General features: G+C 31.9%; 10 protein-coding genes. 1 reads left to right on the plus strand and 9 read right to left on the minus strand.

What is annotated here, in order from left to right; all coding sequences use genetic code 11:
- Window positions 1-98: 98 nt before the first annotated feature.
- The 9 genes from ACFSQJ_RS17310 to ACFSQJ_RS17350 form a co-directional block, all read right to left on the minus strand.
- Window positions 99-1,940: a hypothetical protein gene (locus ACFSQJ_RS17310; RefSeq protein ID WP_377768178.1), complete on the minus strand. Its 1,842-nt coding sequence runs from the start codon at window positions 1,938-1,940 to the stop codon at window positions 99-101.
- 218 nt (window positions 1,941-2,158) lie between these two features.
- The gene (locus ACFSQJ_RS17315; RefSeq protein WP_377768179.1) at window positions 2,159-2,947 is read right to left on the minus strand and encodes a CPBP family intramembrane glutamic endopeptidase; all 789 of its coding nucleotides are present in this window, start codon (window positions 2,945-2,947) and stop codon (window positions 2,159-2,161) included.
- A 56-nt stretch (window positions 2,948-3,003) separates the two neighbouring features.
- Window positions 3,004-3,984, minus strand: coding sequence for a helix-turn-helix domain-containing protein (locus ACFSQJ_RS17320; RefSeq protein WP_377768180.1), 981 nt, complete (start codon window positions 3,982-3,984; stop codon window positions 3,004-3,006).
- Window positions 3,985-4,137: 153 nt separating this feature from the next.
- On the minus strand, window positions 4,138-5,556 hold the full coding sequence (locus ACFSQJ_RS17325; protein WP_377768181.1) for an alpha/beta hydrolase: 1,419 nt from the start codon (window positions 5,554-5,556) through the stop codon (window positions 4,138-4,140).
- Window positions 5,557-5,634: 78 nt separating this feature from the next.
- Window positions 5,635-6,342 (minus strand): helix-turn-helix domain-containing protein, encoded by a 708-nt coding sequence (locus tag ACFSQJ_RS17330; RefSeq protein ID WP_377768182.1) that lies wholly within the window; start codon window positions 6,340-6,342, stop codon window positions 5,635-5,637.
- A 528-nt stretch (window positions 6,343-6,870) separates the two neighbouring features.
- Window positions 6,871-7,704 carry a TlpA family protein disulfide reductase gene (locus ACFSQJ_RS17335; protein WP_377768183.1) on the minus strand — a complete coding sequence of 278 codons (834 nt, stop codon included), beginning with the start codon at window positions 7,702-7,704 and terminating at the stop codon, window positions 6,871-6,873.
- 361 nt (window positions 7,705-8,065) lie between these two features.
- Window positions 8,066-9,088, minus strand: a complete 1,023-nt coding sequence (locus ACFSQJ_RS17340; RefSeq protein WP_377768184.1) for a helix-turn-helix domain-containing protein — start codon at window positions 9,086-9,088, stop codon at window positions 8,066-8,068.
- Between the two features lie 385 nt (window positions 9,089-9,473).
- A complete protein-coding gene (locus ACFSQJ_RS17345) occupies window positions 9,474-10,190 on the minus strand; it encodes a ribonuclease activity regulator RraA (protein ID WP_377768185.1) in 717 nt (238 codons plus the stop codon).
- Window positions 10,191-10,205: 15 nt separating this feature from the next.
- Complete coding sequence (locus ACFSQJ_RS17350) at window positions 10,206-11,174, minus strand: sugar phosphate isomerase/epimerase family protein (protein ID WP_377768186.1); 969 nt, start codon at window positions 11,172-11,174, stop codon at window positions 10,206-10,208.
- Window positions 11,175-11,308: 134 nt separating this feature from the next.
- Here ACFSQJ_RS17350 and ACFSQJ_RS17355 point away from each other — a divergent pair, with 134 nt between their 5' ends.
- The gene (locus ACFSQJ_RS17355) at window positions 11,309-13,630 is read left to right on the plus strand and encodes a chondroitinase-B domain-containing protein (RefSeq protein ID WP_377768187.1); all 2,322 of its coding nucleotides are present in this window, start codon (window positions 11,309-11,311) and stop codon (window positions 13,628-13,630) included.
- The last annotated feature ends 4 nt before the right edge of the window (window positions 13,631-13,634 follow it).

The following is a 13,634-nucleotide window of genomic DNA, read 5'->3' on the forward strand; positions in this document are numbered from 1 at the left end:
ATTTTATTTAAGGAAGGCTTTTTTTTATGCGTAATTCTAAATTATTAGGACTTAAAATTTGTTGCTTTTTAAAACTTTGAAGATTCCTCATATATTGGTTATTTCTTATTTATGAGTTTTTCAATGTCGTCAAGATATACTTTCATTTTATTGAATAGCGGGGTGTAGGAATCGGCTTCTAAAAAGTCAATTCCAGCAGCTTTTAAAATTTGATAAGATCGATCACTTTCTGGTGTGGTTTTTCCAATAAGCAAATTCATAATATCTGGGCTATTTAAATTTTCCATAATTCCGCAAGCAGCTGCCATGGCTACAGGCCAATATTGATGTTCGTAGGTATTAAATGGTTGCGCTATTGTCATCCATTCATAGGCATATGCGTCGGGGATTTCTATTTCGTCCCCGAAATATTGCTTAAGCACCTCATAGTATATTTTAGAGATTTCTTCTCCATTTGGAGATTCTCCGTTTATAAGTTTTTGTTCAATTTTATGTTCAAAACTTGCGTAGACGGCATATTTGAAGAAAGTATTATACAAACCATAAGCAGCTGCTTGTAAATAGGTTAACTTTTCTTTTTTGGATTTTGCTTGCTTCACAAAATAGTCTCTATGTAATAAGCTGCCCACATAGATTATTCCATTATTGTAAACTGGAGGATCATCTCTTGTATCTGGTAGATAATGATGTTGTGCAAGATTACCTACTAATGCTCGCGAGATTACGCTGGACGCTCTAAAACTATCATCGTACGGCATAATGGTGTAGGGTTTTGCACCACCTACGGGAGGGTAAATAGCCCACATAATTCGTTTAGTATCTGTCATTTCTAAATGGAAAGTTTTTTCTTGTAGAAGAGAATCTAATTTTTTTGTGTAATCTTCCCCAAAATGCTCGGTAGCCTTATATACAATATCTATACTCTCACCCAAAGAGAAATTTCTATCAACACTTGCAGTCCCAATATATATATCAGAATAATGTTGTTTTCCACCATCGTTTAGGCTGGATATAATTGAACAATATCTTTGTATTTGTTTATTATTATCCAGAGCTGCTTTTCTAAATATATCCGTTGATCCGATTGGAAAACCATCACGCATATAGAATTCCGAATCAATGCCAGAAGGGAACCCTCTTAATAAACCTAATTGTAGCTCAATCTCTATTCTTTTTGTAAGCTGAATTGCCAAGATATCTTTATACTTTTCTAAGTACTCTAAAAAAGTAATAGACGCATTTGTTCTCTCATCTCTTTCTTTATGTTTGCGTAGCCTATAAAATTGACTTGGTGTGAGTACTACCTTTTCTTGATTTGATAATGTTATTTCTGGCCAATCTAATTTTTCATTTTCAAAAATTGCTTGATGGGTTTGTCCTGATTGGAGCCATAATCGCTTCATCCCTAAAAGAGTTTTCTCAGTTTCATTTGACAACCTGTAATTACCTTCTTCTTTTATTCTATTTATTCTTTTAAGATGTTTCTCAAGATTTTCATTTCCTTTTAACTGGGCTGCCAGGTTTTGTTCAGAAATATCCGCTATTTCTTTATTAATAAAACATGTAGCCGCTTCGATTTCATCTTCAATTTCCAAAGCAGTTAGAAACCTTTGTTGAGCTATTGATGAAGTATAGTCTAAATTTTCCTTTAAAGCTGTATAAACAACTAGTTTGGCTGCTTTACTTCTTAAACTTGAAACCCTATCTAGAACCATTTCAAGATTTTTATAATCTTTTGCTATGAGTCCCTCCAGTTTTAGTATAGAAGCCGTTTCTAGTCGTAGTTTTTTTATCTCTTCATCCCACGTATTCTTTTCATTAAATAGGGTTTTTAAGTCCCATTGAAAATCTGAAGGTTTTAGAGAGATATGATTTTGTCCATTAATAATAGCTGTTGTAAGAAAGAGCAATACAAATAAATTTTTGCAAGTTGAATTCATTTTTTATACTTAAGTTTTCAATTACTAGATAGGTGGTGAACTTGTACTCACCGTGCTAATAAATAGTTATTTTGTTTGTGATTTTTATGTGTTGATTTTTTGCAATTACGTAATTATATTCATTTTTTTATCTCTACTTAATTAATCAGTTGTCTGTATTAATTAATCTTTAATGATAATAAGACAGGTCTCTTTCTTTATACCATGTAGTATCTTCTTTAATTATTTTTTAGATTATGATTTTTAAGTAGAATTAAACATATCATTGCTATTAGAACTATTGTGACTACATAAGTAATATTGTCAACTGGAGTTTCTTTCATTTCAGGGATTAAACTATTTCTAAAAAATATAAAGTAGTTTATTGAGGTATGTAGTAAAACAGCTATTATGGGAAACTTACTGAAACGCAAATAGAAAAAAGTAAAAATAACTGAGATTCCTAAAATTGAGATTAGGTATTTTACAATAAAACTTGAATTAAGTTCAGGTCCATCTGCGTCAAAAATAATTATATGCCAAAAGAACATTACCAACCCGATAATCAAACTAGATACTAAAGGGCTAAACTTGGATAATACCTCTGGCAATAAGAAACCCCTCCAACCTAATTCTTCCCCAAGAGGACCATCAAGAAAAATGAAAATAAAATAGATTGCTAAAAATTTCGGATAGTTTAATTCTATAAATGAAATGGAACTGTCAATAAATTGCGAGGTTACTATTACTACCACAACATTTATAAAAAGCGGTATTAAGAAAACAGCTAGATATGACCTGATTGATGCTTTAAACCTCATAATGTTATGCCAATAATCTTTAAACCCTTTCCTTTTGGTGGTAAAAAGAATAGTCAAAAGCGCAGCAAAAGTTGGTGTATATCCTCTTAAAAGACCAGATATCTCTTCACCCGTAGAGTTGTTTTCTGATACTATAAAAGGAAATAATAACCAATAAATAAAGGCAAGAAAAAGAACAAAAAATATGAACAGAATTATTTTTTTCATCTAACGTAATTTGCCGTAAAAAAACAGAAAGTTAGATGCTCTAAGGAATTGTTTAATTAATCAATACTCATTTGTCTTTTAAATTGACCAGGGGTTTTGCCTGTATTTTTTTTAAAATGAAAATAAAATGCAGCCTTAGTGTTGAAACCTGCATCATAACCTAAGGCTTCAAAGGTTATTTTTAAATCTTTCTTTGCGATTATTTCTCTTTTTACATATTCTACCCGTTTTGTATTGATTATATCATAAAATGTGGTCTGCATTTGGACATTTATAACTTGGGATAAATGATGCTTAGGAACGTTCAATTTTTTGGAAAGATGCGACATAGAAAAATTTGGATTGGTATATTCCTCTGTTTTAATGAAAAACAATTCTATATCATGCTTTATTTTAGACAGTTTTTCATTGTTGAGTGGACTATGCTTATAACTACTTGCCTTATGAGGTTTGCTCTCTTGGGTGATTTCTTGATTAAACACAATTCCTAGTTTTAATCCATAATACCCCATAATTGTGATCATTATAACATAGATAATCATGTCAAAATTATTGTTGAGATTCCATTCAAATATTTGATTTGCAGCTACAAATAATAAGCTAGCGATAAATGAGAAAAGGAGTAGAAAGGCTAAAGTTTTTATCCAATTCATTTCTAAAACAATATTATTGGAGCTTTCATTTCTTAGTAAATTATTTCTTCTTGAAAGCCAAAAAATTGAATATATAGGATATGATAAAATGGAAATTAGTTTAATAATCAATAGTATATTTTCCCATACTATTCGTTGATTTTCATAGAATACGAATCCAGAAATCAATATTATTAGAAAAGGCAATAAATGGTAAATAAAAAAGGTCTTAGCCCTTGAATCAAATATTTTTAATGCATACACCCATAAAATTGGCCCATGAAGCAAGACAATAGTCTTTGCAATTACTTCCGTAAAAGAATTATGAAATTCAAATTCTGCAAACAAAAGTATTGTTAAGTGAATTCCAAATACAGATAACCATAGAATTAATATTCTATCCACGGTTTTTTTTGGGAATTTTTGAAGATTTAGTAATAGGAATATAGCGTCCTGTATCAGCCCTATTATTAAAATGCTTTGCATATACTCAAGTTTTTACTCCTAAGTTATGCAAATAAACATTTAAACCTAAGACTATGATTTTACAGTCACAGACTATTCTTGTATAACAAGATTAAATTCTTGAACACCTGTTTTTAATATCTTTTTAAGATGCGCTTCTTCACTATTTTTTAAATTTTGATCCAAAAAAGCAACTATAATGTTATTTAAGTATTCATATGACTTCTTTGAGTCTATATTGCCTCCTATATCCAAATACTTACTGAGTGGAGAGATTAATGGATATTCTATGAAATTGGAATGTTTGGTTTTTGGGAATGTGATTACATAGCTTGCCTCTGGAGCAGAATTTAACACTTTCATGGATCTTTTTTGAATAAGTTTTTTTGGTGCTTCAACGGTTTCTCTTGTGATACCCCAAGCATTGATTTGAGCATCGGTAAATGTTAAAGGTTGACTAAAAATTGCTAGTATCGGAGACTTGGAAATATCGGTTTCCAGCATTCCTCTTGGTGTACCATCTAAATTAATAGCTGCTTTAATATTATCGAGTTTATGACTTCCAAGAGTGGCCATTGTACCACCAGCAGAGAAGCCCATGAGTCCAATATTTTCAAAATCGATATTTTTTGAAAGCTGTTTATCAGTTAGATATTCTTTTACAAAACTAACATCGTTGAGCCACTGATTAGCTATAATGGTTTTAACGCTGTCTATTTTTTCAATTGGGTCTCCAAGTTGAGATAATGCCATATAGCCAACAACTTCTTTATTAGATAGTATTGCAAAGTCACTGCTGTAACTATGGTTTATGGCAACAACAACGTATCCCTTGCTTGCAATATTCATCAATCTACCTGAGGCTTCATTATAATTATTAGTAAGTCCATGAGAATAAAAAATTAGTGGGAATAAATCATTTTCAAATTGCGGAGCATTCTCCATAGCGTCAATTGTAAATAATTTGAGGTAATCAAGAAGAAATGAAGGCCATCCCAGTTTCTTTTGATAGGTATGGCGTATTACTTCAAAATTTGGAATATAAGGATAAGTCTCTTTATGATTAAGAGGTGTCGGATAATACACTCGAATAGATAACTCCCTAAAGTCATCTGGTTTTTCTGTTAATATTTCTGCACGTTTCTTATCTATTAATTGATAACTTTTGATTCCTACAGGGTACTTGCTGTTGAGATTTTTAAATTGTAAAACTGGAAGTGAAAAACTTAAAAAAATAGATAGACTTACTAAAAAAAGGAGAATTGTATTTCGAACTATGGATAAAGTTTTTTTAATCTTTCTTCTATAAAAATAGATTAATATTAAACTAAACATTACTAAATAAGAAGGAATCATTTGCCATCTATAACCCTCTATTAATAAGTGGAATATAAAAAGGAGTAAAGTAAAAAGTAGAAACCACTTTCTACTTTTTTGATTGAATATCCTAACAAACAGTCCTATGAAATGAATGCTTAGTAATGCTACCAATATGATTTCTAATAACCTCAAATCGCCTTAATTTTAAAATCCAAAATTAAAGCAAACGAAAATCATCTCACTAAAATTGAAATGAAATATGATGTCAATTTACAAATTGACTTGTTTTTTGATTCTATACTTTGCAGGACTTATACCCTCATTTTCTTTAAAAGCTCGCTGAAACGTTGATAAAGAACTAAAACCAGAATCTTGAGCTATCTTTTCCAAAGTATATTGTTCATAATTGGGTGAGGCAATTAATCGTTTTGCGTGGGTAACTCTAAATGAATTTATGTATTTAGTAAAAGATACACCTTTTACATCATTTATTGCATTGGATAAATATTGTCTATTGGTATTTAGTCTTTTTGATAGGGTATCAAGGTTTTCATTGTGGTTTAAAAACAATTTATTATCGTTTAACTCTTCTTCCAATACTGAAATCAGTACCAAAGATCTTGAAATTTCCATTTTAGTCTTACCATCTATTGTGGTTGTAACTACATCGTCAATACGTAAAGCTCTATAGGCCATAATAAATAAGAGTGCTGCAATGGTCAATGGCATCCATAAAATTGTTTCAGCATTATATGAAGTCCAAAATCGAATTAGATTTATAGCATAAACTATGAATATTCCAGATATGACTAGTAAGGCAGGTTTTAAATCTGTTTTAAGTGGAAGAATATTCTGCTTTTTATTCGACTTAAATGCTCTTGTTAGCAGAAATATTGCCGCTAATAAATAAAAAAAAATATGAGCATTAAACAGGATATTAATTTCTAAATCACGAACCGCTTTGTAATTTTCATACATAGCGTCTAAAATATTTTTTTTATAGGTGCTTGATCTTAGATAAAGAGGAAAAATTCTAAAAACAAAAAAAATGAATGGTACTATATGTAAAAGATGAATCCAACGGAGCCTAAACTTTTTTACTAAAACACTAAGCGAATAGAATAGGATAAGAGGACCATACAATAAAACAAATGGGTCTTTTACAGCAAAAAAATGTGGGTAATTGTAATATTCTTTAGTGTAAGTTAAAACAGAATCAGTTATATGAATACATAAAAGCAATATTAAAAAACCTAAAAAAAGTTTCGAGAGATTTACACTACTATTTTTTTTTGGTATAAGAAGATTTGAACTTAGAAATAATCCTTGAACGATACCTATAATAGCTACAATGGGGATTAATTTCATTTAGATATTTTGGATTGTTTTATCTTATCTCAAAATACAATTTTTTTAATTTAAACAAAATAACTGTATACACTAAAAAAAGGTTCAAAAACTGGCGCGGGAATATACGTTATTAGATTTGCCTTATAGTTAGTATTATTATTGGGAATTACTTAATAATTCAATCAATTTTATCAAATTACCTTTTAAGTCTTCAGATTCATTGTATCCTTCATGTTTTAAACGGATGTTGTTTTCTTTGTCTAAAATTACTAGGGCTGGAACACCTGTAAACCCAAAAAGTTTATGTGCTTCATTTTTAAAATCAAAATATGCTTTGAAATTAAGGTCTCGTTTTTCAATAAATCTCTTGGCTTTTTCAGGATTATCCTTTGCAAATTCTGTACAGACCAGTAAAAATTCAATATCAGTTCTGTTTTTATATTTCTTCTTCAGTTCTTTCAGTTCTTCCATCTCTTTAATACATGGCGCGCACCATGTACCAAAAAAATCGATTACGACTATCTTTCCTTTAAAATCATCTAGATTTATTTTCTCTTGAGTACTGATTGATTCCATTGATACTGAGGGAGCTATCTCATTTACAAGCTGGAAAAGATTATTTGTTACAAGTTTTGGGACTATTAAGTAAGAAAAAAAGAAAAATGGTAATACCCCCAAAATTGCAATTTTTTTTGAGTGAATCCAGTTGCCAAGTAATGTAGCATAAAAAAAAATAAGAATTGATATCCACATGCTTGGTAGTTCAGGTAATATACCTAACACAAAACCGATAGAAATTGGCAGGGTCACTAAAAAAATGGACAGAAGGCTAACATTTCTTTTAGGAGTTGTCAAATAAGAATAAAAACACAGAAATATTGCAGCAATAAGAGTTATTACTCTTAAGTCTAATGTGATAAATTTCATAATAAGAATGACTATAATTAGTAAAATCACTCCTGCAAAAAAATCAATTACGTATTTTTTCATTCTATATTAATTTTTAATGAGTTTTAGTTTTTTATCGGTCATAGTAAAAATGTCATCTTTAATAGTTTTGTCAGATAATATAAGGTCGGATATAGTTGCTTTTGGAAGAATGAATTCTTTAGACTCCACTTTACTTTAAACATTGTTTATACTTTTAAACTGGTCGGGGTGCACTTCTCCTTGTTTTTTAATAGAAAAACATAGAGTCCATCAGTAGATGTCAAATATTCTTATTGAAGTTGGGCTGGCATTGGCTCCATAAAAAGATAGTAATATGCAGGTGCTATTTCTCATGTTTCAATGATTTTAAGAGACAAAAGAAATAGTTGTTAAGGAAGTTTCAGTAAATATAGCTGCAGGCTTACCTTTTTATTTTTCGAAATTCTGTAGGAGTGAAACCGATACGTTCCTTAAAAGCCTTGTTAAAAGTTACTTTATTATTAAATCCGCAATCATACATAACATTCTTGATTGCCATTTTTGAGCTTTTTGAATCTAAAAACATATTTTGAGCTTTTCGAACCCTTAAAAAATTCAAATAATCGTAAAAGTTGTTTCCTAGATGTTGATTAATAGCTTGAGAGATTTTCTTTTGGGAAAAATTTAATTCATTAGATAGTTTTTCTAATGTGATGTTAGAATCTACAAATCTTTCGTTGTCAAGCAGGTAAGAAGTAATTTCTTTTGAAAGGATTAAACTTTCTTTTTTATTTAAACCAGAGCCCAAGTATTTTGCCTTAAAATTCTTAAAAACTTCAGGGGCAATGATACTAAAATATACTAATGTACCTATTAGAAATGCAGCTAATATAAATATGAGTGTGGTTGCCTTGTTGTGGTAAGTACTTTTCTCAGCTATTGAAAAGAAAAGATTAGCACCAACCGTTATTAAAAGAACTCCAAATATACCAACTAAAGACAAAAGCCACTTTCTTTCAGATAAACTAAAGATATTTTCGTTCTTAAAATAATATGCTATGCAACTAATGATAAAACCAATATTATATAGAAGTATAAGTATCGTAATTACTGTTATCTCATTAAAGGTAAAATCATTAAAGCTTCCCCAAATAAGAAACAAAAATGCGGGAAAAAAGTAAAGAATTGATTTTTTATTTGTTGAATTAGTATTCCCTTTAAAGTTTATAAAGTATAGCCATAGAGTGGGCCCATAGTTTAATGAAAAAAATGGATTTAAATTGATTGGAATGGATACTTGTGAAAATTCTAAAAAATAAATGTTCAGAAAATGAAGTACAAAATTTAAAACAAAAATTATTAGCAACTTTTTCCCGTAATTTTTCCCGGGTAAACTTATGAGTGCCAAAAGAAAAATAGCTGCTAATGTAATTACAATCCAAATTATTAATTGATTAACATTCATGCCATAAAAAACTTCCGAGAAGTTAAAAATACAACTTAGTTCTATTTTTTAAATTTTAAAAAAATTGTGAAGTATAAATTAAAATCAGAAACGGCAATAAAAGGTTAACCTGGAAGCAGATTTACTTTGTCACTAGATTTTTATTTACTTATTAGATTAACCCGATAGGATTTGATTTTGATTGGTGAATTTATTATTTTTATAATATAAAGTATTACATCATTTGTGTCTATTTAGTTTAAAAATTGCAATACGGTGTGCAGCTTTAAATTGGCATGGTAAAATATTGAAAATCAATGTGGTAAGATGGGTAATCTCAGTCTGCTACCCCGACAAAAGTCAGGTCATTTTTGAATTGGCTTTTTTATTTAGAAAGTAGTTCTATTTAATTTTTTTTCTTCCTCCAATTCTCAAACTCAATACTAATTTTTTCATCCGTAAGAGGGTAAAGACCGATAATCTTCTCTCCTTTTTGAACCTTCTCTATCACAAATTCTTCATACAGGGTCATTTGTAAGCATTCATCTGCTACTTCATCCGAGATGTTCGCTGGAATAACCATTACCCCATCATCATCGCCAACTATAATGTCTCCTGGGAAAACAGCAACATCCCCGCAGCCAATAGGATCATTTATTGCAATCGCCTGATGTAGTGTTAAATTCGTTGGAGCAGAAGGTTTGCTATGAAACGAGGGCATATCCAAATCTGCAATTTCGGCCGAATCCCGAAAACCTCCATCGGTCACCATACCAACAGCGCCTTTTACCATCAATCTTGTTGCCAAAATTGAACCTGCAGAAGCCGCTCTTGCATCTTTTCTGCTATCAATGACCAAGACAGCACCTTCAGGACATTCTTCAACGGCAACCCGTTGCAAATGTTTAGGGTCTTTAAAAACGGTGATTGGATTCAAATCTTCTCGAGCGGGAATATAACGCAGGGTATAAGCTTCCCCAACCATGATTGGTTTGCCTAATTTCAGAGGTTTTACGTTTTGAATAAATTGATTTTTAAGTCCTTTTTTAAAGAGACAAGTGGCGATGGTTGCTGTGCTGACTTTTTTTAACTTGTCTTTTGTAGATTTTGACACTTTTGTCATAAAAATTGATTTAAGTTATTCTGCTTCTTCCCACACTGCCCTCAGAAAAGTTAAGTCCTTCTTCATTTTTGAAAAAACCTCTTTTTTATCCATAGTTATTTCCGTGGCCCCATGTTCAGCGCCTCCCAAGTCATATTCTAAATGAAGCGAAACAGGAACATTGATTCCATACTCTTTAAGCAATGAGAAGTATCTTTTAAAGTTGACCATACCTTCTCCTAAGGGTGTGTTTATAGGTTTCCATTTGCCATCCACTATTCCCCATTTAAAATCTTTGATTACAATTGATTTAATGAAGGGTTTAATTCGTTTTAGACCTAACTCCCAACTACTTCCTCCCTCGACAACAGCATGCCTAATGTCATATTGTACGCCGATATATCGATTGTTGGTAGTCTCCAGAATAGGGGGTAGGTCCCAAATAGGCGCACCCACATGATTTCCTGCATGGTTTTGATAACAACCGATTAAGTCGAGGGTTTCATTAACGTCCTCTAATTTTTTGGCTTGCTGTCCAAAATTGGATTGACTTTCCGTTATCGCCTTGTCTTCGGGATATTTTAACCACCCAGTACGGTAATAGGTAAAACCTAAATTGCTTGCAGTTTCTAAAACCTTTTTCTGTTCTGTTTGGGTAATATCCCAAACGTTAGTGGTCATCATTTTAGGTTCAAGGCCACTATTTTCCATAGCTGTAACGGCCTTCGGCAAATCTTCACTTACCCTCTCCGGTAATACGTGACCTTTTGGTCTCACGGTCAAATCTAAACCATTGAACCCCATTTCGGCGGCCGCTTCCGACATTGCGTTAAAATCAAGAAATTGTAAGTGTTTTGAAAATAAGTGTACTTCAATGGTTTCGCTATGTTCTTGAATCGCGTTGACAAGGGTATTTTGAAATTTCATAAAGGGTAAACTTCCTGCTGCAGCGGCTGACAACTTGGTAAACTTCCTTCTTGATATTCCTTTTTTCGATATATTCATTTTTGAAAATGAAATGTTATTAATTAATAGAAATTAGGTTAAAAATTTGCGAGTCTTACAAATATATCTATTTTTGGTAAACCAAATTGGTTAACCAATTTTGAAATGACAGGCTATCTTCTGATATTATCAATATGAAAAAATATAGTTTTTCGCTACTTAGTAGCCTTCTTTTGTTTATTTCTTGCACAGAAAATATTGTAAAAACGGGAATCACTGTTACTAATATCAGTGAATTAAATGAGGCCATTGCGAATGTAACTCCAGGTGATGAAATTATCATGTCCAATGGTGATTGGAATGACATTGAAATTAAGTTTGCGGGTTATGGAGAGAAAGACAGGCCAATAACCTTAAAAGCAGAAACTGCAGGTGGGGTAATTATAAAAGGCAAATCGGATTTAAAATTGGGGGGCGAATATTTGATTGTTGATGGATTGCATTTTAGAGATGGTGCTTCACCCTCGAATGCGGTTATTGAGTTTGCCATTGATAAAAATACCGTGGCAAATCATTCAAAACTCACTAATTGTGTGATTGAAGACTTTAACAAGGCGCAACGTAATCAAACAGATTTATGGGTACTCCTAAAGGGAAGACATAATGAAGTGAATCATTGCTACATTGCAGGTAAATCAAATCGAGGACCAACGGTGCGTGTAGACTTAGAAGGTAATAGAAATATAAAGAATTACCATAAAATCATAAATAACCATTTTGGGCCAAGACCTCCAAAGGGTGGACCGAGTGCCGAAACCATTCAAATAGGAAATAGTTTCACTTCAATGTCGCCGAGTTATACCTTGGTTGAAAATAATTTCTTTGATCGCTGCAATGGGGAAGTAGAGGTGATTTCGAGCAAAACCAATTTTAATGAGTTTCGAAATAACGTTTTTTATAAAAGCGAAGGTTCTTTAGTTACCAGACACGGTAATTACTGTACTGTAGATGGTAATTATTTTATCGGTGATGAGAATTCGGAACAAATAGGAGGTATCCGATTAATAGGAACAGGACACTGGGTCATCAACAATTACTTTTACAATTTAAAAGGGAAGGTTTTTAGAAGTCCGTTGGCAGTTATGAACGGTATTCCGAAGTCACCTTTAAATAGATATATTCAAGTTACTGATGTCGTAGTTGCGCACAATTCTTGGATAAATTGTACCTCTCCATTACAATTTGGAGTAGGATCGAATGTGGACCAAAAAGATGTCTTGCCTGCCTCTGAAATACGCTCGGAAAGAGCTAAACGCACTGTAGTTGCTAATAATTTGATATATAATGAAAAGGGAGATGTCATGCCCGTCGTGGCTCATGACTCTCTAGACGGGATTCACTTTCAAAGTAATTTGATCAATAATCAAGGTATAGCATTTCCCTATGATTCTGGATTTGATCAAGAAGAGTTTGTAATTTCTGAACTTGAGGATAACATTTTTATACCGACCATTGATCTTCCAGATTTTAAATTATATGAAGGTTTTGAGTTTGACCAAATCAAGAAAGATGTTTTTGGTAATTCTCGAGAGAATATAAATGGGGTGGGGGCAATCTCGGGTACCCCGAAGAGCACACCAAATTTGATGGATAAATCAAAATACGGGCCTATTTGGTATGATATTAGTAGTATGGATACTAATGAAATTCAAACACATGCGGTTGCTAAGGAAAGTGAGTTGATTTCTGCAATTGCAGCGGCCAAGAGTGGCGATGTGATTTCCTTGGGACCAGGATTATACGAGCTTGGTCAATCCATTAAGATAGATAAAGAGTTAACTATTCGTTCATCAAATGCGAAGAACAAGGCAACCATTGTTTATAATGGTGATGCTAAAACTCCCTTGTTTGAAATGAATCCGAAAGGCCAGTTGACATTAGATGGTATTTCACTTAAAGGAGGAAATAGTCAATACGCTTTTGCTAGTTTAAAAAGCAATATGTCCAGCTTGTATAATCTTACTGTGTTGAATAGTGAAATAGTAGATTTTGAATATGTTTTGAAAGGGTATAAATACTCTTTTTCAGAATATATCAAATTCAATTCAACCTTAATTCAAGACTGTAAAAATGGATTGGAGTTAGCTGCAGAAAACGACGACAAGGGTGATTATAATGCTGAAAATATATTTATCGAAAATTGCCAATTTATTAATGTTTCGAAGAATACTATCAACTATTATAGGGGGGGCTATGATGAATCTACCGTTGGTGGAAATCTAAAGGTTACCAATAGCTCATTTAACGAGTGCGGTGCTCAAGAAGAGAATGGGATTTTAATAAATACCTATGGTATTATCAATGTAGATATTTCTGGAAACAAATTCATTGACAATCGAGTGAAAATGGTCGCACGTTTGTGGGGCGCAAAAAATAATTCACATGAAAATAATGAATTAAAAAATTCAGGCGACTTGGTAGTTCAAGAAAATCTTCCTTTAAAGTTGATGTATTAATCTA

The sequence above is a fragment of the Croceitalea marina genome (genome assembly GCF_042684265.1).
Lineage (GTDB): Bacteria > Bacteroidota > Bacteroidia > Flavobacteriales > Flavobacteriaceae > Croceitalea > Croceitalea marina.